16 protein-coding genes and 2 rRNA genes (1 of these 18 running past the window's edge) are annotated in these 19844 nt (G+C 61.1%); 9 read left to right on the top strand and 9 right to left on the bottom strand.

Translation table 11 applies throughout. The features are described from left to right. From D5125_05290 to D5125_05280, 3 genes are all read left to right on the top strand, one after another. Nucleotides 1-2226, top strand: a 23S ribosomal RNA gene (locus tag D5125_05290); it begins 836 nt to the left of the window's first position. Between the two features lie 120 nt (nt 2227-2346). Next, a 5S ribosomal RNA gene (gene rrf, locus D5125_05285) occupies nt 2347-2462 on the top strand. Between the two features lie 194 nt (nt 2463-2656). Continuing rightward, nucleotides 2657-4789 carry a L,D-transpeptidase family protein gene (locus D5125_05280; GenBank protein QFY88936.1) on the top strand — a complete coding sequence of 711 codons (2133 nt, stop codon included), beginning with the start codon at nt 2657-2659 and terminating at the stop codon, nt 4787-4789. 432 nt (nt 4790-5221) lie between these two features. Here D5125_05280 and D5125_05275 read toward each other — a convergent pair whose 3' ends face one another. Further along, nucleotides 5222-7186 carry a PAS domain-containing protein gene (locus D5125_05275; GenBank protein ID QFY88935.2) on the bottom strand — a complete coding sequence of 655 codons (1965 nt, stop codon included), beginning with the start codon at nt 7184-7186 and terminating at the stop codon, nt 5222-5224. Nucleotides 7187-7454: 268 nt separating this feature from the next. Between D5125_05275 and D5125_05270 the strand changes: the two genes are divergently transcribed. After that, complete coding sequence (locus D5125_05270; protein QFY88934.2) at nt 7455-9149, top strand: sensor domain-containing phosphodiesterase; 1695 nt, start codon at nt 7455-7457, stop codon at nt 9147-9149. Between the two features lie 279 nt (nt 9150-9428). Here the strand turns inward: D5125_05270 and D5125_17375 are convergent, their stop codons facing one another. The 8 genes from D5125_17375 to D5125_05235 all read right to left on the bottom strand — a co-directional run bounded on the left by D5125_17375 (nt 9429) and on the right by D5125_05235 (nt 15495). After that, nucleotides 9429-9605, bottom strand: a complete 177-nt coding sequence (locus D5125_17375; protein QPB72214.1) for a hypothetical protein — start codon at nt 9603-9605, stop codon at nt 9429-9431. A 269-nt stretch (nt 9606-9874) separates the two neighbouring features. After that, nucleotides 9875-10336 (bottom strand): hypothetical protein, encoded by a 462-nt coding sequence (locus D5125_05265; GenBank protein QFY88933.1) that lies wholly within the window; start codon nt 10334-10336, stop codon nt 9875-9877. 129 nt (nt 10337-10465) lie between these two features. Next, nucleotides 10466-10999: a TIGR00645 family protein gene (locus tag D5125_05260; protein ID QFY88932.1), complete on the bottom strand. Its 534-nt coding sequence runs from the start codon at nt 10997-10999 to the stop codon at nt 10466-10468. A 173-nt stretch (nt 11000-11172) separates the two neighbouring features. After that, the gene (locus D5125_05255) at nt 11173-11793 is read right to left on the bottom strand and encodes an RNA pseudouridine synthase (GenBank protein QFY88931.1); all 621 of its coding nucleotides are present in this window, start codon (nt 11791-11793) and stop codon (nt 11173-11175) included. Between the two features lie 20 nt (nt 11794-11813). Beyond that, entirely contained in the window at nt 11814-12845 is a 1032-nt protein-coding gene (gene nadA / locus D5125_05250; GenBank protein QFY88930.1) for a quinolinate synthase NadA, read from the bottom strand. After that, nucleotides 12842-14311 carry a dynamin family protein gene (locus tag D5125_05245; protein QFY88929.1) on the bottom strand — a complete coding sequence of 490 codons (1470 nt, stop codon included), beginning with the start codon at nt 14309-14311 and terminating at the stop codon, nt 12842-12844. Before D5125_05245 ends, nadA begins: the two co-directional genes overlap by 4 nt. A 100-nt stretch (nt 14312-14411) precedes the next feature. Continuing rightward, nucleotides 14412-14624 (bottom strand): hypothetical protein, encoded by a 213-nt coding sequence (locus D5125_05240; GenBank protein QFY88928.1) that lies wholly within the window; start codon nt 14622-14624, stop codon nt 14412-14414. Between the two features lie 73 nt (nt 14625-14697). Further along, complete coding sequence (locus D5125_05235; protein ID QFY88927.1) at nt 14698-15495, bottom strand: inositol monophosphatase; 798 nt, start codon at nt 15493-15495, stop codon at nt 14698-14700. Nucleotides 15496-15578: 83 nt separating this feature from the next. Here D5125_05235 and trmJ point away from each other — a divergent pair, with 83 nt between their 5' ends. The 5 genes from trmJ (at nt 15579) to iscU (ending at nt 19843) form a co-directional block, all read left to right on the top strand. Beyond that, nucleotides 15579-16310: a tRNA (cytosine(32)/uridine(32)-2'-O)-methyltransferase TrmJ gene (trmJ, locus tag D5125_05230; protein QFY88926.1), complete on the top strand. Its 732-nt coding sequence runs from the start codon at nt 15579-15581 to the stop codon at nt 16308-16310. 188 nt (nt 16311-16498) lie between these two features. Further along, complete coding sequence (gene cysE, locus D5125_05225) at nt 16499-17311, top strand: serine O-acetyltransferase (GenBank protein QFY88925.1); 813 nt, start codon at nt 16499-16501, stop codon at nt 17309-17311. Nucleotides 17312-17439: 128 nt separating this feature from the next. After that, nucleotides 17440-17931, top strand: coding sequence for a Fe-S cluster assembly transcriptional regulator IscR (gene iscR / locus D5125_05220; protein ID QFY88924.1), 492 nt, complete (start codon nt 17440-17442; stop codon nt 17929-17931). 45 nt (nt 17932-17976) lie between these two features. Beyond that, entirely contained in the window at nt 17977-19191 is a 1215-nt protein-coding gene (locus tag D5125_05215) for an IscS subfamily cysteine desulfurase (GenBank protein ID QFY88923.1), read from the top strand. Between the two features lie 259 nt (nt 19192-19450). After that, nucleotides 19451-19843, top strand: a complete 393-nt coding sequence (gene iscU, locus D5125_05210; protein QFY88922.1) for a Fe-S cluster assembly scaffold IscU — start codon at nt 19451-19453, stop codon at nt 19841-19843. The last annotated feature ends 1 nt before the right edge of the window (nt 19844 follow it).

The raw sequence follows: 19844 nt of genomic DNA, 5'->3' as shown, positions 1-19844 counted from the left end.
ATTGAGTGGTCGGGTGACTGCGTACCTTTTGTATAATGGGTCAGCGACTTACATCTCAATGGCAAGGTTAACCGACTAGGGGAGCCGTAGCGAAAGCGAGTCTTAATAGGGCGCATAGTCGTTGGGAGTAGACCCGAAACCGGGCGATCTACCCATGGCCAGGTTGAAGGTGGGGTAACACCTACTGGAGGACCGAACCGGGATCTGTTGAAAAAGATTCGGATGAGCTGTGGGTCGGAGTGAAAGGCTAATCAAGCCCGGAGATAGCTGGTTCTCCTCGAAAGCTATTTAGGTAGCGCCTCGTGAATCACCGCTGGGGGTAGAGCACTGTTTCGGCTAGGGGGTCATCCCGACTTACCAACCCGATGCAAACTCCGAATACCAGCGAGTGCAATCACGGGAGACACACGGCGGGTGCTAACGTTCGTCGTGGAAAGGGAAACAACCCAGACCGCCAGCTAAGGTCCCAAAATCATATCTCAGTGGGAAACGATGTGGGAAGGCCCAGACAGCCAGGAGGTTGGCTTAGAAGCAGCCATCCTTTAAAGAAAGCGTAATAGCTCACTGGTCGAGTCGGCCTGCGCGGAAGATTTAACGGGGCTTAAGATATGTACCGAAGCTGCGGATGCAAGCTTGCTTGCATGGTAGAGGAGCGTTCCGTAAGCCGTTGAAGGTGTGTTGTGAAGCATGCTGGAGGTATCGGAAGTGCGAATGCTGACATGAGTAACGATAAAGGGGGTGAAAGGCCCCCTCGCCGAAAGCCCAAGGGTTCCTGCGCAACGTTAATCGGCGCAGGGTAAGTCGGCCCCTAAGGCGAAGCCGAAAGGCGTAGTCGATGGGAAACTGGTTAATATTCCAGTACCTGTGGGAGAGTGACGGATTGCGGAATTCCTGATCGGGCGTTGGTTGTCTCGAAAAGGAGCTAGCAGTTCCAGGAAATAGCCCCCACATACAGACCGTACCCCAAACCGACACAGGTGGGCGGGATGAGTATTCCAAGGCGCTTGAGAGAACTCGGGTGAAGGAACTAGGCAAAATGGTACCGTAACTTCGGGAGAAGGTACGCCCACGCAAGTGGGCCGCAGTGAAAAGGTGGCTGCAACTGTTTATTAAAAACATAGCACTCTGCAAACTCGAAAGAGGACGTATAGGGTGTGACGCCTGCCCGGTGCCGGAAGGTTAATTGATGATGTTATCTTCGGAGAAGCATTTGATCGAAGCCCCGGTAAACGGCGGCCGTAACTATAACGGTCCTAAGGTAGCGAAATTCCTTGTCGGGTAAGTTCCGACCTGCACGAATGGCGTAATGATGGCCACACTGTCTCCACCCGAGACTCAGTGAAATTGAACTTGCTGTGAAGATGCAGTGTACCCGCGGCTAGACGGAAAGACCCCGTGAACCTTTACTACAGCTTTGCACTGGACTTTGAGCCTACTTGTGTAGGATAGGTGGGAGGCGCTGAAGCGTGGACGCCAGTCTGCGTGGAGCCGACCTTGAAATACCACCCTGGTATGTTTGGAGTTCTAACCCAGGCGCAAGTCGGGGACCGTGCATGGTGGGTAGTTTGACTGGGGCGGTCTCCTCCCAAAGAGTAACGGAGGAGCACGAAGGTACCCTAATTCCGGTCGGAAATCGGAAGATTAGTGCAATGGCATAAGGGTGCTTGACTGCGAGGCAGACACGCCGAGCAGGTGCGAAAGCAGGTCATAGTGATCCGGTGGTTCTGAATGGAAGGGCCATCGCTCAACGGATAAAAGGTACTCCGGGGATAACAGGCTGATTCCTCCCAAGAGTTCATATCGACGGGGGAGTTTGGCACCTCGATGTCGGCTCATCACATCCTGGGGCTGAAGTCGGTCCCAAGGGTATGGCTGTTCGCCATTTAAAGTGGTACGCGAGCTGGGTTTAGAACGTCGTGAGACAGTTCGGTCCCTATCTGCCGTGGGCGTTGGAGATTTGAGGGGAGCTGCTCCTAGTACGAGAGGACCGGAGTGGACGTACCTCTGGTGTTCCGGTTGTCACGCCAGTGGCATTGCCGGGTAGCTAAGTACGGAACGGATAACCGCTGAAAGCATCTAAGCGGGAAACCGGCCCCAAGATGAGATCTCCCTGGGCCCTTGAGGCCCCTGAAGGTCCGTTGAAGACTACGACGTTGATAGGCGGGATGTAGAAGCGCGGTAACGTGTGGAGCTAACCCGTACTAATTGACCGTGAGGCTTGACCATATAACACCCAAGTGTTCTGTGCTACAGAGCGCCTGAGGTCTGCAAGAGTAAGAAGAATCAAGATACAAGACTTCATCACCGAATGCGTGAAGGCGAAATATCGACTTCACCACTAAATTGCCTGGCGGCCATAGAGCCTTGGAACCACCCGATCCCATCCCGAACTCGGAAGTGAAACGGGGCATCGCTGATGGTAGTGTGGGGTCTCCCCATGTGAGAGTAAGTCACTGCCAGGCTTCTACCCTGAATACCCGATTCCCCTAAGAATCGGGTATTTTTTTGCCTGGGGTTGATCCCCTGGCGATAGAACCCGGTCTGGTTTAGCTGTTCTAACCGCGAAACGACTCGCCTCTCTCCATTGAGGCCGGTGAGGAGAGGGGGAACAAGTGGCCCCAGCAGTCACATTATTTCTTGATTAGGGTTTGCCTAGATGATTCGTTCTCTGTCATGGTTATCTGTGTTGCTGTTGGGCCTGAGCCTGAGTCTGGCGGTGGCCGAGCCGATGCCGGGCGCTGCCACTGTGGCCGATGTGCCGCCGGTTGTGCCGATCCGTGCCGATGTTGTCCCTGAGCCCCCTGAACACCCATTGACCCCAGAAGCCTCTCCGCAGCCACGGCAGGGCGCGGCCGAGCCGCGGCTGGTGGAGCCCGCTGCGTCCGCAGGACTCGAGCCTCTTGTCGAGCCCCAGGCAGAGGGGCCTCTGGCCGACCCCAACCCGGTGCAGAAGCACGAACCGGGGCCCGAGGCTGAGCAGCCGAGCACAGCGCCCGGCACAGACACTGAAACGGATCAGACGATGGCCACAGAAGTGCCCGAGGCCGATCCGACCGGCCCGGAAGGTGCGCCTGGCCCGCGCCCAGTCGCCGAGGTCGAACCCCGGACGGACTTTGTCGCTGCCCTCAAGGGGCTGTTGTCTGGCCAGAGCGCCCTGCCGGCCGGGCTCAAACTCTACCGCAAGGCAGCCCTGACTCGCCTGTATCAGGCCAATGGGTACGGCCCCCTGTGGCGGGCCGAGGCCATTGCCTCCTTCTCCCAGGCCCTGGATGGCCTGGTGCTGGACGGTCTGCTGGCGGATGCTTATCGCCTGGAGCCGATCCTGTTCTATCTGGAAGATGCCGCCTTGCAACCCGAGGATGCCGCCGAGTGGGCCCTGGTCGATCTGAGCCTGAGCGAGGCCCTGCTGCGCCTGCTGCATAACCTGGAATACGGCAAGGTAGATCCCGAGCAACTGGATGCCGATTACAACTATCCCAAGGCAAGGCGCTCAGACAACCGTGACAGTCAGCTTCTGGCCTGGATCAAACAGGGGCAGATCGATCAGGCCCTGGCCGCAGCGCGACCGCAGCACGAACAATACTGGCTGCTGCGTGAGGCTCTGGTGGAGCATTACCGGCACATCGGCAGCCAGGGCTGGCAGCACATACCCGCCGGGCGGGCCCTCAAGCTGGGCATGAAGAATGCCCGCGTACCCCTGCTGCGCCAACGCCTGGACCTGGGGCTGGCCGCCGAGCAGGATGAAACCCGCTACGATGAGGCCCTGGAGCAGGCGGTGCGCGATTTTCAGGAGGAACGCAACCTCAACATAGACGGCATCGTCGGCCCCGTCACGCTTGCGGCGATGAACATCACCATCGGCCAGCGCATCGATCAGATCCGCATCAATCTGGAGCGCCAGCGCTGGTTCGACCCCCTGGCCGAGGAGGAATACCTGCTGATCGACGTGGCCGGTTTCAAGCTGCGCTGGGTACGCCAGGGCGAAACCATCTGGCAGGAGCGGGTACAGGTGGGCAAGTCCGCCACCCGCACGCCCATCTTCAGCGACCGCATGGAGCATCTGATCTTCAACCCGACCTGGTCGGTGCCGCCTGGTATCAATCGGCGCACCATACTGCCCAGCCTGAAGATCGACCCCGGTTACCTGGACAAAAAGGGCTACCAGCTGCTTGACGAGCAGGGCAAGCGCATCGATCCCCATGCGGTGGACTGGAAATCACTCGATCGCATGCCCTATATCGTGCGCCAGCCGCCCGGCCCCAACAATGCCCTGGGCCGGGTCAAGTTCATGTTCCCCAACACGCATCACGTGTTTCTGCACGACACCAACCATAGGGAACTGTTCAGCCGCGAGGTGCGTACCACCAGCTCCGGCTGCGTGCGCCTGCGTGACCCCTTTGAGCTGGCCGAGCGCCTGTTGGGCCGCCAGGGCTGGGACAGGGCTCGCATCGACCGGGTGTTGGCCAGCGGCAGCACCCTGCAGGCCAATCTGGAGCAACCCCTGCCGATCTTCATCCGCTACCTGACGGCCGAGGCGGCCAATGGTCGGGTCAATTTCCGCAACGACATCTACTCCCGCGATGCCAAGCTGCTGGCCCGGCTGGATGGACCCTACCAAGAGCACCTGGCAGACATGCCCAAGCAGCGCCAGGCGCGTATCCGTGCTCAGTTGCGCTCCGCCAGCAAGGCCGATCACCTGCCGACCGACCCTGAGGTCATCGGCGTTCCCCCTGTAGAAAGGGGTTCCGTCCCATCCAGCAGCTGGAAGGCCAGCTTTATCGATCTCTGAGGGGCGGGGCGGGTTCAGGGGGATGTGTTGATCCACTCGGCCAGGGAGGCCAACATCGGTTCTTGATCCTATAAACCGCAGATTACGCCGATTATCGCAGATTAAATTTATGTATTTTCATTGGGTTAGAGTGACTTAGCCAGTCACCCGTTGGCTGAGTGTGTGCACTTGGCAAACACACTGAAAAATCTGTGTAAATCGGTGAAATCTGCGGTTCAACTGCTCTTTTTCGGTTGAACCTATATTCCTCAGTTAAGCCACAGAGACAGAGAGATCACAGAGTTGTTTCAATGAGTTAGCTATCAGACCGGGCTCACCTAGAAGGTGTTGGGTGTTCGCTTTCCAGCACATTGATTTTTCTCTATGTACTCTGTGCTTCTGTGGCCAAATGCTCTTTTTAAGTTGAAGAGTGCCACGCGTCCCAGAGCGGCCTTATTGGCCCAGCTTGCGCTCCAGGGCCTCCAGCTGGCGGACGATTTCACCGGAGAGGCGGTCTAGTTCGCTGAACAGGCGCTCGGCCTCATGCTTTTTGCCCAGTCGATTTTGATCGACGATTTCCCGCACCTTGCGGTGGAATTCGGCGTGGGGGCGTTCTAAGGCCTTCATTTCCGCATGGTCACCGTATTTGCGCAGGCCGGTATCGTAATACCACTTGCCCAGCACGCAGTTCTTGTGGGTGACCAACTGCCCTGGGTCGATTTGCCCCTTGCTGTCGAGCAGGGCGCGGACACGGCGCTTCCAGTCCAGATGGGCCTGCTTGGCCTGGCCGAAGTCAAGCCGCTGCAGGCCGCCGCCGGTGTTGAAGGTGGCGGCGATGCGTTGCAGCTTGCCGGCCAGACCGGCCAGATTGGAACCGGCCTGGCTGCTGATGCGGGCCTGCTGCATGGTCTCCTCGGAGAGTTCGTGGATGCGCACGATGTTGCGGTTGATCTCCTCCGAGACGCTGCTCTGCTCGGTGGAGGCGGTGGCGATCTGGTTGGCCATGCTGGAGATCTGGCTGATGGAGCCGGTGATCTCGCCCAGCGCCTGGCCCATGTCCTCGGCGAACTGCTGGGTGGAGAGGGCGCGTTCGCGCACCTCGCCCATGGCCTGGGTGGTGCCCTGGATGCCGGTGCCCAGGGCGTTGACCATGTCGTTGATCTCCTCGGTGGCGCTTTTGGTGCGCGAGGCCAGGGTGCGCACCTCATCGGCCACCACGGCGAAGCCTCGGCCCACATCGCCGGCGCGGGCCGCCTCGATGGCGGCGTTGAGCGCCAGCAGATTGGTCTGCTCGGCTATCTCCTGGATGACCGTCATGATCTTGACGATGTTCTGACCGCTGTCCTGCAACTCCTGCACGGTGTTGGATGACTGCTCGATGCGCTGTACCAGGGTGCGGATCTCGCTCAGGGTGTCGCTGATCATCTGCTGGCCCTGGCTGGCCTTTTGGTTGGCGTTGTGGGCGGCATCTGCGGTGGCCACTACGCTGTTGGATACTTCGTTGACCGTGGCCGTCATCTGGTTCATGGCGGTGGCTACCTGCTCGGTCTCGGAGCTTTGCTGACCCATGAAGCGCACCACGCCATCGGCGGACAGGGCCAGGTCGTCGGCGGCTCCGGCCACCTCGTTGGCGCTTTCGGAAAGGCGCCCGATGACGGTGCGCAGGCGTGCCTGCATCATCTTTAGCGCCTGTAGCATCTCGCCCAGTTCGTCCTGCCGGTTGATCTCGATCTTCTTCAATAGATCGCCCTGGCTGATGGCCTTGGCGATCTCCACCACATGCCCCATGGGCTTGATCAGGGTGTGATGCAGCAATTGCCAGATCACCAGCGTGCCCAGGCCGCTGGCCCCGGCGTTGAGCCAGGCGATCAGGGCGGCCTGTTCGGGCCGCATCTGTCCCAGCAGGGCAGCGCCCAGGCTGAGCAGAAAGAGCAGCCCCAGGGCCAGGGGAATGCGCAGATTCAGACCCAGGTCCAGGGCCTTGCGCGAGCTGGGGAGCTTGCTCAGGCTGCCGTCGTTGAGCTTGGCGTAGAGGGCCTCGGCCTGCTGGATCTGCTCGCGGTTGGGGCGGGTGCGCACCGATTGGTAGCCGATGGTCTGGCCATGCTCCACCACCGGGGTGACGTAGGCATCCACCCAGTAGTGGTCGCCGTTCTTGCTGCGGTTCTTGACGATGCCGCGCCAGGATTGGCCCGTCTTGACGGTATCCCAGAGGTGCTGGAAGGCGGCCGGCGGCATGTCCGGGTGGCGCACTATGTTGTGGTTGCTGCCGAGCAGCTCATCCTCGCTGTAGCCGCTGATCTTGATGAAGTCGTTGTTGGCGTAGGTGATGATGCCCTTGAGGTCCGTGGTCGATGTCAGGATTACGTCGTCGCCGTAGCTGATTTCACGCTGGGTGACGGGAAAATTCTTTTTCATGGCTCGCTTTTCCATCTGATGGCTGTTGGGTTTGGGATAAATCTTAGCAGGATCAGTGCCAGATGTGGGTTTTGTAAACCAGATTCTCAAGCCAGCCTGCCCAAGGCGCGAGGCCTGCCCTTCTTGGCACGGGATTCCCGCCACTGCCTGGCGGGAAGGATGAGGGTTAAGCCGCTAGGTTATAACAAACATGGAAAACATCGGGTTTCTTAGGCAATATTGCCCTATCATCCCTGCTCAGAAGACTTGCTGGAGCCTTGCGTATCCCATGGACAGTACCGATAAACTCTACGAGCTGGTGCTCAGCTCTTCCCTGGACATGATCCTGTCCTCCTCCCGTGACCCCCTGGCCCTGTGCGATGAACAGCTGTGCTTTCGCCAGATCAACCTGCCCTTTACCCAGCTGACCCGGCACCTGCCGGACGCCCTGCGTGGCAAGCCCTTCTTGCAGCTCACCCCGGATGGCGCGGTGGGCTGCGTGGAGATGGAGCAGGCGGCGCAACAGGGGCGGGACTGGCAGGGGGTGATGCAGTTGCGGCGTGGCGATGGTCGGCTGCTGTCCGCCCGGGTAGAACTCAAGCGCATCGCGCCCAATCTGAGCCACAGCGCCCTCTGGCTGCTGTGGCTGCTGCCGCCGGAGACGGAGCAGAACCCGACCGGTAACATCCAGCATGACTCCCTCACCGGCCTGCCCAACCGGGCGCTGTTTCTCGATCGGGTGGATCAGGCCCTGATCGCTGCGGCGCGGGTGAAGAAATCCGTCGCCCTGTTGCTCATCGGGGTGGATCGCTTCGTGCTGATCAACGATGGCCTGGGCCGTGAGGTGGGTGATCTGGTACTCAAAGAGATAGGCCAGCGCCTGAGCGCTACCATTCGCCGCAGCGACACCCTGGCGCGGCTGGACGGTGATATGTTCGGCGCGGTGATGCAGATCGCTTCCACCGGCGATAGCGTGCTGGTGGCGGAAAAGATCCTGCACGCCCTGGGTCGGCCGATTCGGGTGGATAAGCGCGATGTGACTATCTCGGTAAGTATCGGCATCAGCATCTTTCCCGAGGATGGTGGCGAGTGCCAGCGGCTGCTGAGTCATGCCGAGAGTGCCATGCGCCACCAGAAGAAGCAGGGTGGCAACCATTATCAGTTCTTCGCCGCCGAGATGAACCAGGCGGCAAAGACCCGCATCGAGATGGAGCGCGGCATTCGCCAGGCCCTGATCAGCGGTGAGTTTGTCGTCTATTATCAGCCCAAGGTGTCCCTCGGCGATAACGCCGTGGTCGGGGCCGAGGCGCTGGTGCGCTGGCAGCGGCCGGGCATGGGCCTGATCCCGCCGGGTGACTTCATTCCGGTGGCGGAGGAGGCCGGTCTGGTGGGGGGTATAGGTGATTTCGTCCTGCGCCGATCCTGTCAGCAGGCCGCCGAGTGGCTGGGCAAGGGCTATCGGCCGCTGCGTATCTCGGTCAACGTCACCGCCTCGCAGTTTCGTGACCCCCAGCTGCTGCACAAGGTGGAGCAGGCCCTGGCGGACAGCGGTCTGCCGCCGCAGTACCTGGAGTTGGAGATCACCGAGAGTATGCTGGTGGGTAATGTCGAGGAGGTGATCCGCAAGCTCACTACCTTCCGTGATATGGGCATACACATCTCCATCGATGACTTCGGTACCGGCTATTCCAGCCTCAGCTACCTGAGCCGCTTCCCCATCACCACCCTGAAGATCGACCGCGCCTTTATCCAGGACATGGTCGGCAATCCGAAGATGGCGGAGATCACCAATGCCATCATCGGCCTGTCACGGGGCCTGGGTCTGGAGGTGGTGGCCGAGGGGGCGGAGAGCCTGGAGCACATCGACATACTGCGGGGGCAGTCCTGCGACCTGGTGCAGGGCTTTTTCTACAGCCGACCGCTGCCGCCGGATGAGTTCGAGCGGATCCTCAGCCGGGGCTTTCTGTACGACAACGGAACCTGAAGACCCTTGGCCCCACTCTGCTCCTCTGTCCTCTGTCTTCGGTATTGTGAACCGGTTCACGGAAATCCGCCGCCCAAGCAGGCAAAATGTTGCCTGTTAATCACTGGAGGGCCTGTCGTGAACCGAGAACAATACCAACAGAAAATGCCTGCCCGCCTGCCCCGCCCCAGCCCCAAAAAGCTGGTAAAAAGGCTGCTTCTGCCACTTTTGATGGCACCCAGGGAGAAGTTGCTGATGCGTCAGAATCTGGCCTGATGCCGCTGGCATGATGCGCTTGGTTCAACGGCGCAGGTTGGCGATGTAGTAGCGAATGGCCTGGTAGATATAGGAGGGTTGCAGCCCCATCAAGCGGGAAAGCTCCTTGAGGTTGCTATCGGTAGGCTGCTCGCCGACCTTGCGGTTGAGGGTCTTGTGCAGCAACTCGCCCTTCTTGAATAACTTGGTATCGCAGTGCATGGGCGCAAGGCTCCTGAAATAGTTGGGTCCGGTGATGATACTACACCACCGGACCCTGCTGTTCACCTTAGATTTCTAGCCTTAGCCACTGAATTTCCGTAGAAACAGATGCAGCCTCAAGCGGTAGATGGGTTCCCGGATCAGATGTGAAACAGCGTGCCTCATGACTCATTTCTCTGTCAGGCCGATGGTGCCTGGTTGAAATAAAGCAGGAAATAGGCCAACTCTAGCTTCAGCTCTTGCATTGGACCGCCAGCCTCCCGCCAGTCTCAGCGGTCATCGAACCTCAGCATGAGCCGCATTCCCTTATCGCTGAAGGCGATGTAGTCGCCCCGTCCGTGCCGCTGATAGCCCTGAAAATGGCTGTGGCCGAAGGCTTTGGGCGCATAGGCCCTGTGCAGCGGGCGCTTGATCTCATTGTGTTTCAGACTATAGATGCTGTCACTGAGCCGATTCAGTTTGCGTTCTAGCCTGCGCCGTTCCGGCTTGCTCAGGCCATGCTGGCTGCTATCTTCATAGAGGTGACTGATACGCCGGTGCTTTTTGCGTAACTGCCGGGCCTCGCGGCGGGTCAGTTCACCGCTGCGCAGGCCCTGTTCGATACGCCTTTCCTGCCGCTTCAGGCGCTGGTCTATGTTGCTGCCATAGCGGCCCTGGGCCAGGGCCGAGCTGGCCGGCAGCAGCAGGGCCAGGGAGGTGGTGATCAGCAATGTGGTGATTGAGTGTTTCATGGTTCTCTCCAGGTAGGTCAAAGTAGGGTTGAACAAGGTACAGTGGGACTGTGGAGAGAAGTATGGAGCCTGGCCGCTTAACTCGGCCTGAACCGAATCTGAATCCCAGCTGAACCGACGGCGGATGATTCAGTGCGGCTCATCAGGGGTCTTGGTATGGGGTGCCTTGCCGGTGGAGATGCGGTCCATCAGGGCAAACAGCACGCCGGAGATGACGAAGGTCATGTGGATGCCTACCTTCCAGGCCAGCTGCTCGTTGGTCAGGCTCTCCACGTGCATGAAGGCCTTGAGCAGTTCAATGCCGGAGATGGCGACGATGGAGCCGATCAGCTTCATCTTCAGCTCGGCGAAGCCGACATGGCCCATCCAGCTCGGCCAATCCTCATGGCCGGCGGCGTCGAAGCGGGAGACGAAGTTTTCATATCCGGCAAAGACGATGATGATGATCAGGTTCGCCACCATCACCACGTCGATCAGGGTGAGTACGCCGATGATGACATCACCCCCCTCGGCAGTGAACACCAGGGGCACGAAATGGATGAATTCCTTGATGAATTTCACCAGCAACAGGGCCATGGCCAGGAGCAGGCCCAGGTAAAAGGGGGCCAGCAGCCAACGGCTGGAGAAGATCAGGGCTTCAAGGCGGTGTTCAATTTTTTTCATGGCAGCGGTTTCTGGGGGTGGGGCGGGCATTCTAGCCTAACGGACATGGAACGGGCAGCGACACCCCGGATTCCGTTACCCTGCATCCGGGCTACAATTCAACAGCTCCGCGCGCTAGTTCAGCATTTCTGTAGCAACAGCTGGGTTGTTTCACAGTCATCATTCCATGTCGGCTAAAACGGTGCCGGACTGTCGAAGATCAGGCGCTGGCCGCTGCCGGGGTGGTCTATGCTGAGGCGGCTGGCGTGCAGCAGCAGCCGGGGCGCTGAGCTGGGGTTGCCGTACAGGCCATCGCCGAGGATGGGGTGGCCGATGCTGGCCAGATGAACGCGCAATTGGTGCGAGCGGCCGGTGTGGGGCCGCAGCAGCAGGCGGCTGCTGGCGGCGTCACGGGCAATGCACTGCCAGAGGGTGAGGGCGGGCTTGCCCAGCTGATGATCGACCCGCTGGCGCGGCCGATTCGGCCAGTCGCAGATCAGGGGCAGCTCAATCTGGCCCGCTGCCTCTGCTATCCGGCCCGCTACCTGGGCGATGTATTCCTTCTCCACCGAGCGCTGCTGAAACTGGAGGCTCAACGCCCTGTGGCTGGCCTTGTCCCGCGCCAGCAGCATCAGCCCCGAGGTCTCCCAGTCCAGCCGATGCACCTCGCGGATAGCGGGAAAATCCCGCGCCAGGCGGGTGACCACCGAGTCCTGTTTGTCTGGCCCGCGCCCCGGCACGGAGAGCAGCCAGGGCGGCTTGATCACCACCAGAAACAGGGGGTCCAGATGCAGGATGGGTGGCGCCTGCTCCATGCTCGAAGGGCCTTGGCCCCTTAGCCTTGGCTGGCGGCGAAGTCCAACATGCGCCGGATGGGGACCAGGGCGCGGGCGCGGATGGCCTCGGCCACCTGGATCTCCGGGCCGCCGGTTTCCAGGCAGTGGGCCAGTTTTTCCAGGTCGTTCATCGCCATCCAGGGGCAGTGGGCGCAGGATTCGCAGGTGGCGCCCTCTCCGGCGGTGGGGGCGGCGATGAGCTGTTTGTCCGGCGCGAGCTGTTTCATCTTCCAGAAGATGCCCTCATCGGTGGCGACGATGAACTCCGGGTTGGGCAGGTCGTGCACGGCCCGAATCAGCTGGGTGGTGGAGCCGACCACGTCGGCCTGCTGCACCACTTCGTTCGGGGATTCCGGGTGTACCAGCACGGCGGCCTGGGGGTGCAGCTTGCGCAGGCGCTCCAGGGCGACGGACTTGAACTCCTCATGCACCACGCAGGCACCAGGCCAGAGCACCATGTCGATGCCGGTCAGCTGTTGCACATAGTGGCCCAGGTGCTTGTCCGGTGCCCAGAGCACCTTTTGCCCCTGCTGATGCAGGTGGCGGATCACCGGCAGGGCGATGCTGGAGGTGACCATCCAATCGGCGCGGGCCTTGACTGCGGCGCTGGTGTTGGCATAGACGACTACCTGATGCTCGGGGTACTGGTCACAAAAACCGCCGAACAGATCGGCGGGGCAGCCATCGTCCAGGGAGCAGCTGGCGGCCAGGTCGGGCATGAGCACGCGCTTTTCCGGGTTGAGGATCTTCGCCGTCTCGCCCATGAAGCGCACCCCGCAGACCACCAGGGTGTCGGCCTGTTGGGCGCTGCCAAAGCGGGCCATCTCCAGGGAGTCGGCCACGCAGCCGCCCGTGGCCTCGGCCAAGGCCTGCAGGTCGCCATCCACATAGTAATGTGCCACCAGCACCGCCCGCTGCTCTAGCAGCAGGGCCTTGATGCGCTCGATCAGGGCGGCCTTGTCCGCCCCGCTCAGGGGGCTGGGCTGGGGATGGGCCGGGACCTGGATCCTGGGTAGGCTCAAGGGGTTCATGAATCGCTGTTTTTGTTCAGGATCTTTTGCATTTGCTGATCCGGGCTCTCGTCTCCCGAGGGGTTGGTGAAACGGTCATTCAGGGTCTGGATGTACTCATCGGTCTGGTGGATCACCCGATACAGCCGCTTGCGCGTGCGTCGGCCCCAGCCGGCCGGGTTGAGGGCGAAGATACTGCGCCAATAGCGACGGCATTGGGCGAAGGCATTGACCAGGTCGCCCCGGTATTCCAGCCCCTCGTTGGCCTTGCGCAGCTGGGGGTTGAGGCTCTTGGCGGTCAGGGTCCTGACCCCGAAGTGGATGCCGATGAGCAGCAGCAGCAGGCCCAGACCGGCGGCATAGAGCAGACCTGGGTCCTGGGTCCAGAGTGGCGGGTTGTTCAGATAGTCCTGCTTCAGGCCCAGGCTCACCGCAGCGGCACCGAGCAGGCCGAACACCAGGGCATCGCTGATCAGGGTGCGCTTGCGCCACTGAGCCAGGGCCTGAGTGAGGGCCGGTACCGCCTTTTCTTCGATGTCCCGCGCCATCTTCTCCAGGGCGGCGATGATGCGGTAGGCGCGCTCGATCTCCACCTGCTGCATGCGGCCGTGGATCTCGCTCAGGTCGGCGTCGCGCTTGCCCCGAAAGCGGTTGCGCAGGGCCTCTTCCTCGATCGGTACCGAAGCGGCCTCGTTGTAGATGGTGAAGAAGCGCCCGGCGGTGAGGCCGCGCTCGCCCAGGGCGCGCTGCCAGGCGGCGATCACGTCTTCCGGGTTGTCTTCCCGTGCGGTGGTGTCTATCTGGTTGAGGATGTAGAGAAATTTGCCGGAATCACTGCGCCTTATGGTGTCTGAGACCAGGTGTTCCAGGGTGTCGCGCATGGCGCCGGGTTCCGGGTGGCGGGCGTCGAAGAACACCAGCACCAGGTCGGACAGATCGATGATGTGGTCGGTGATGCGCAGGGTGGAGGTGCGCTGGGCATCGGCGTCGAAACCGGGGGAGTCGATCAGGATCTTGCCGCGCAGCTGCTGGCTGGGGCAGGCCTTGAGTTGCAGATAGGCGTCGATACGATCCCCCTCGCCCAGTTCCACCTTATCGATCTCGCCGCTGATCTGGTAGAAGGGGAAGCGTGGGTCCGAGTCCAGGGCCACGCCGGGCAGGGCGTTGTTGGTGCGCTCGTGGTTGTAGCAGATGACGGTAAACTTGTCGTCCACTGCCTGATTGCCGCTACGCTGGAGCTTCTCGCCCAGATAGTCGTTGATGAAGGTGGACTTGCCCGAGGAAAAGGTACCCAGTACGGCGATCAAGGGCCACCAGGGGATGTGCGAGGTGTAGGAATCGTCCCGCTTGAGCAGGCCCATGCGGTAGGCGATGGCGTCCAGCTCGCGAAAGCTCTGTACGGCCTTCAGCAGGACCGGGTTTTCTTGTTCCAGATGACGTTCGAGATGCTGCAAACGGCTTTCGATCAGCGCGCTGGAGGTGGCCATGGATGGAATTCCTTGCTCAGGTAACAGATGGCCATAGTCTAACCCGAGACGGCCCTGCTTGATAGGTGGCGCGCCCTGGTCGGGCCGTTTGCGCGCACCCTCAGGCGATACGCCGCAGGGGCTGGGGGAAGTAGATGATGTTGTTTTCCGGCCGTTCCGGGGCCGGGGGGAGCAGGCTGAAGTCGGTGCTGGCCTCCAGCTCGGCGGCGTAGGCGGCGTGCAGGGAGATTTCCTCCATGCCATCCAGGACATCGCGCATGATCATTTCCAGGGCGCGGTTGCTGACGGGGGACTTGATTTCTGGCCGGGACATAAGGCTTCCACATGACGGGCTGAGGACTACAGTCCCAAGTAGCGGCCAGTGGGGGGCTAACTTGAGCGCCGACTCAGGCGCGTAAACCCTCATGCAGGAAGGGCCGCAGCAGGCGCACCATCTCGCTGTGGACCTTGATGGAGCCGGCGACTACATTGCCGGTTTGCATGTGTTTGTCGCCGCCGGAGATATCCGTGACCGTACCGCCGGCCTCGCGTATCAGCAGGGCACCGGCGGCGAAATCCCACACCGACAGGCCCAGCTCCCAGAAGCCATCCAGGCGGCCAGCCGCCACATAGGCAAAATCCAGGGCGGCGGAACCGGGGCGGCGCAGGCCGGCGGTCTCGCTGATCATGGCCTTGAACATCTCGCTGTAGGTATCCAGGTGGGTCTGATCGCGGAAGGGAAAACCGGTGCCGATCAAGGCACCGTCCAGGCCCTTGCGGTTGCTCACGCGCAGGCGGCGGTCGTTCAGATAGGCACCGTTGCCCTTGTCGGCGGTGAACATCTCATCCTTGAAGGGGTCATAGACCACGCCGCTGATCAGTTCAGCCTTGTGGCGACAGGCAATGGAGACGGCGAACTGGGGAAAGCCGTGCAGGTAATTGGTGGTGCCGTCCAGCGGGTCGATCACCCACTGGTAGTCGTTGCCGTCCTGTACGCCGGTCTCCTCGGCGAGGATGGCGTGACCGGGGTAGGCCGCCCTGAGGACCTGGATGATCTCCTGCTCGCTGGCGCGATCCACCTCGGAAACGAAGTCGTTAGGCCCCTTTTTTGTCACGGTGAGGCTGTCAAGCCGGTTAAAATACTGCATCTGTATCTTACCGGCGGCGCGGGCGGCGCGAACCGCGATGTTGGTCATGGGTTGCATGGGGCGACAAGATACCCGATCAGGATGGGCGGATAAAGCGATTTTGCGCAGGCCTAAGCCCCCCTTGAGGAGACGAACCTATCATGCTTGACCCGATTCGCATCGTGCTGGTGGAGACCAGCCATCCCGGTAACATAGGTGCCGTTGCCCGGGCGATGAAGAACATGTGCCTGTCGCGGCTCTATCTGGTGCGGCCCAAGGTCTTCCCCAGCGCCGAGGCCAGCGCCCGCGCCTCGGGTGCCGATGACCTGCTGGCCACGGCCGTGCAGTGCGACGATCTGCCGCAGGCGCTGCGCGATTGCCGTCTGGTGGTGGGGGCCAGCGCCCGTCTGCGCGCCGTACACTGGCCCCAGTTCGATCCCCGTGCCTGCGCCGCCCAGGTGCTGAGCGAGGCCCGCGAAGGGCCGGTGGCCCTGGTGTTTGGCCGGGAAAGCTCCGGCCTGAGCAATGACGAGCTGGCCCTGTGCCACTATCTGGTACACATCCCTTCCAACCCGGATTACAGCAGCCTGAACCTGGCCATGGCGGTGCAGGTGATCAGCTACGAGCTGAACATGGCAACGCGGCAACGGCCAGCGTCCCCCGATCAGGAGGGAGCCATGCAGCCGGCCGACAGCCTGGCCATGGAGCGGTTTCATCGGCACCTGGCTCAGGCCCTGGTGGAGGTCGGCTTCAGCGACCCAAAACAGCAGGAGAAGCTCTTGCTGCGCCTGCGCCGCCTGTTCGCCCGCGCCCGGCCGGAGCAGGATGAGCTGAACATCCTGCACGGCATCCTCAGCGCCTGCCAGGGGCGCAAATCCATGCGCCGACCATAGAGGTTCCTGATTGCCCACAAACCTTAAGCCAATTGGGTAGGTCGGGTTAGCGCAGCCTGACCCGACGTTGGTCCTGCCGTTGGCCGCTGATGGCTGGCGGTCGGATATGGCCTAGTAATCTGAAGGGTTTTATGGATAATGTCTAACCCGCCCCAATAGTTGAGCCAATCACCGGGAAAAGGCCAAAGATGTTCAGTCGCTTGCAAGAAGACATCCGATGCGTGTTCGACCGCGACCCCGCCGCGCGCGGGCGGTTCGAGGTGCTGACCACCTATCCTGGCCTGCATGCCCTGATCGCCTATCGCCTGGCCCATCGCCTCTGGCTGGGCAAGTGGTTCTGGCTGGCGCGCATGCTTTCCCACCTGACTCGCTGGTTCACCGGCATAGAGATCCACCCCGGCGCCCAGATCGGTCGCCGCCTGTTCATCGACCACGGCATGGGCGTGGTGATCGGCGAGACGGCGGTGATCGGCGATGACTGCACCCTCTACCACGGCGTCACCCTCGGCGGCACCAGTTGGGAGAAGGGCAAGCGCCACCCCACCCTGGGCCGGGACGTGGTGGTGGGGGCCGGGGCCAAGGTGCTGGGGCCGATTGAGATCGGCGATGGCGTGCGTATCGGCTCCAACGCTGTGGTGGTCAAGGCGGTACCGGCCAATGCCACCGTGGTGGGCGTGCCCGGTCGGCTGATCCAGCGCGAAGCGGAGGGCGATGACAGCCACCGCAAGCAAATCGCAGAAAAGATGGGCTTCGATGCCTACGGCGTCACCGCCGATGCCCCCGATCCGGTGGCCCACGCCATCAACTGCATGCTGGATCATATCCATGTGATGGATAAGCGTATGCAGAACATGTGCAACACCCTCAAGGCCATGGGGGCCTACGAGGACGACCTGGAACTGCCGGAGCTGAAGGCCTGCGAGATTCACTCCACCGCCGACGAGATCCAGCAGTTGCAGGAGCAGAAGGCCGAAGAGGAGACGCGCCTGGCCAGCACCTGAGTCAGGGCTGGCTGGCCCTCTGGGTCGGAATAAGCCCCACTCAGGTCGCGTGAATAATAGTTGATTATTTTACTTGGTATTGTATAGTGATGACTAACTCGACCACAGAATGAATTGGAGATTGTATCGTGAGGCTGACAACTAAAGGGCGTTATGCGGTAACGGCAATGCTTGATCTGGCCCTGCATCACGGCCAGGGGCCGATTACCCTGGCCGACATTGCCCAGCGCCAGGGCATCTCGCTGTCCTATCTGGAGCAGCTTTTCTCCCGCCTGCGCAAGCGTTCACTGGTATCCAGCGTGCGCGGGCCGGGCGGCGGCTACAGCCTGGGGCGCGAAGCCTCCAGCATCTTCGTCGCCGAGGTCATAGGCGCGGTGGATGAAAACATAGACACCACCCGCTGTGGCGGCGAGGGCAACTGCCAGGAGGACGGTCGCTGCCTGACCCACGAACTCTGGCACGACCTCAGTGGCCGTATCTACGAATACCTCAACGGCATCAGCCTGCAAGACCTGATGAACCGCAGCGCGGTGCAGGAGATCGCCGATAGGCAGCGCTGCCGCTCGGCCAATGAAAAACGGGTTGAACTGCAATTGCGTAACGTCATTGCCGCCTCCTGATCGTACCTGATCGCCTGAGCACAGACCTTGCGTGAGCAAAAACCGATGAAACTACCCATATATCTTGATTACTCAGCCACCACCCCGGTGGACCCCAGGGTGGCGGAAAAGATGTGCAGCTACCTCACCCCGGATGGCCGATTTGGCAACCCCGCCTCGCGCTCCCACGCCTTTGGCTGGGAGGCGGATGACGCGGTCAAGCAGGCCCGGGCCGATGTCGCCGCCCTGATCAACGCCGACCCGCGGGAGATCGTCTGGACCAGCGGTGCCACCGAATCCAACAACCTGGCGATCAAGGGCGCGGCCCACTTCTACGGCAAAAAGGGCAAGCATATAGTCACCTGCAAGACCGAGCACAAGGCGGTGCTGGACACCTGTCGCCAGCTGGAACGCGAGGGTTTTGAGGTCAGCTATCTCGACCCTGAACCCAATGGCTTGATCGACCTGGACAAATTCCGCGCCGCCCTGCGCGATGACACCATCCTGGTCAGCATCATGCAGGTCAACAACGAGATCGGCGTGATTCAGGATATCGAGGCCATGGGCGAGATCACCCGTGAGCGCAAGATCATCTTCCACGTTGACGGGGCCCAGTCGGCGGGCAAGGTAGCGGTCGATGTGGACCGGCTGAAGGTCGATCTGATGTCCTTCTCGGCGCACAAATGCTACGGCCCCAAGGGCATAGGCGCGCTCTATGTGCGGCGCAAGCCCAGGGTGCGGCTGGAGGCGCAGATGCATGGCGGCGGCCACGAGCGGGGTATGCGCTCGGGCACCCTGCCGACCCACCAGATCGTCGGCATGGGCGAGGCCTTCCGCCTGGCACGGGACGAGATGGAGGCCGACAACCGGCGCATCCTCGCCCTGCGCAACCGCCTGTGGGACGGCCTCAAGGATATCGATGAGGTCTATCTCAATGGCGACATGGAGCGGCGCATCACCGGCAATCTGAACGTCAGCTTCGCCTTTATCGAGGGCGAGAGCCTGATCATGGCGATCAAGGACCTGGCGGTTTCCTCCGGCAGTGCCTGCACCTCCGCCAGCCTGGAGCCCAGCTATGTATTGCGCGCCCTGGGGCGGGAGGACGAACTGGCGCACAGTTCCATTCGTTTCACCCTCGGCCGCTTCACTACCGAGGAGGAGGTGGATCACGCCGTTGCGCAAATCAAATCCCAGGTAGGCCGTCTGCGCGAGCTCTCGCCCCTGTGGGAGATGTTCAAGGAAGGCATCGACCTGAGTCAGGTAAACTGGCAGGCCCACTGAGGGTCTTGCCCGATCATCCTGAATTCGGCAGTTAGGCCACAGAGACACAGACGATCCACAGGAAGTGGGGAGGTAGAACGAAGCAGGAGGCCCAAGTCGAGATCACAGCGTTTTAGAGAGTTAGGTATCAATCAGGTTCGGCGAGAAGTTTTTGATGTTTCCTCTTCAGCCTATTGGTTTTTCTCCGTGTACTCTGTGGCTCTGTGGCTAAAAGCCCTTTTAGGTTCATAGACCCATTGCACTGCAAGAGGTAAACGTCATGGCATACAGTGAAAAGGTACTGGATCACTACGAAAATCCGCGTAACGTGGGCAACATGGACAAGGATGCCCTCAATGTCGGCACCGGCATGGTCGGTGCCCCTGCCTGCGGCGACGTCATGCGCCTGCAGATACAGGTAGGCGAGAACGGTCTGATCGAAGACGCCAAGTTCAAGACCTACGGCTGCGGCTCGGCCATCGCCTCCAGTTCCCTGCTCACCGAGTGGGTCAAGGGCAAGACCCTGGATCAGGCGATGGAGATCAAAAACTCGCAGATCGCCGAAGAACTGGCCCTGCCGCCGGTCAAGGTACACTGCTCGGTGCTGGCGGAAGACGCCATCCGCGCCGCAGTCAGCGACTACAAGCAGAAACAAGGTCAGGAAGGGTCCTGAA

It is taken from the genome of gamma proteobacterium SS-5 (assembly GCA_009497875.2).
GTDB lineage: Bacteria > Pseudomonadota > Gammaproteobacteria > Chromatiales > Chromatiaceae > Magnetovirga > Magnetovirga frankeli.
Note: the sequence above shows the minus strand (reverse complement) of the source record. Positions and strands in the feature narration are given on the sequence as shown.

What these genes read in the sequence shown, in the direction of transcription:
- D5125_05235 (QFY88927.1), bottom strand. Translation starts at nt 15,495, where the DNA reads ATGCAACCCATGACCAACATCGCGGTTCGCGCCGCCCGCGCCGCCGGT.
- D5125_17375 (QPB72214.1), bottom strand. Translation starts at nt 9,605, where the DNA reads ATGCACTGCGATACCAAGTTATTCAAGAAGGGCGAGTTGCTGCACAAG.
- D5125_05275 (QFY88935.2), bottom strand. Translation starts at nt 7,186, where the DNA reads ATGAAAAAGAATTTTCCCGTCACCCAGCGTGAAATCAGCTACGGCGAC.
- D5125_05215 (QFY88923.1), top strand. Translation starts at nt 17,977, where the DNA reads ATGAAACTACCCATATATCTTGATTACTCAGCCACCACCCCGGTGGAC.
- D5125_05265 (QFY88933.1), bottom strand. Translation starts at nt 10,336, where the DNA reads ATGAAACACTCAATCACCACATTGCTGATCACCACCTCCCTGGCCCTG.
- D5125_05260 (QFY88932.1), bottom strand. Translation starts at nt 10,999, where the DNA reads ATGAAAAAAATTGAACACCGCCTTGAAGCCCTGATCTTCTCCAGCCGT.
- D5125_05255 (QFY88931.1), bottom strand. Translation starts at nt 11,793, where the DNA reads ATGGAGCAGGCGCCACCCATCCTGCATCTGGACCCCCTGTTTCTGGTG.
- trmJ (QFY88926.1), top strand. Translation starts at nt 15,579, where the DNA reads ATGCTTGACCCGATTCGCATCGTGCTGGTGGAGACCAGCCATCCCGGT.
- iscU (QFY88922.1), top strand. Translation starts at nt 19,451, where the DNA reads ATGGCATACAGTGAAAAGGTACTGGATCACTACGAAAATCCGCGTAAC.
- cysE (QFY88925.1), top strand. Translation starts at nt 16,499, where the DNA reads ATGTTCAGTCGCTTGCAAGAAGACATCCGATGCGTGTTCGACCGCGAC.
- D5125_05280 (QFY88936.1), top strand. Translation starts at nt 2,657, where the DNA reads ATGATTCGTTCTCTGTCATGGTTATCTGTGTTGCTGTTGGGCCTGAGC.
- D5125_05270 (QFY88934.2), top strand. Translation starts at nt 7,455, where the DNA reads ATGGACAGTACCGATAAACTCTACGAGCTGGTGCTCAGCTCTTCCCTG.
- D5125_05245 (QFY88929.1), bottom strand. Translation starts at nt 14,311, where the DNA reads ATGGCCACCTCCAGCGCGCTGATCGAAAGCCGTTTGCAGCATCTCGAA.
- nadA (QFY88930.1), bottom strand. Translation starts at nt 12,845, where the DNA reads ATGAACCCCTTGAGCCTACCCAGGATCCAGGTCCCGGCCCATCCCCAG.
- D5125_05240 (QFY88928.1), bottom strand. Translation starts at nt 14,624, where the DNA reads ATGTCCCGGCCAGAAATCAAGTCCCCCGTCAGCAACCGCGCCCTGGAA.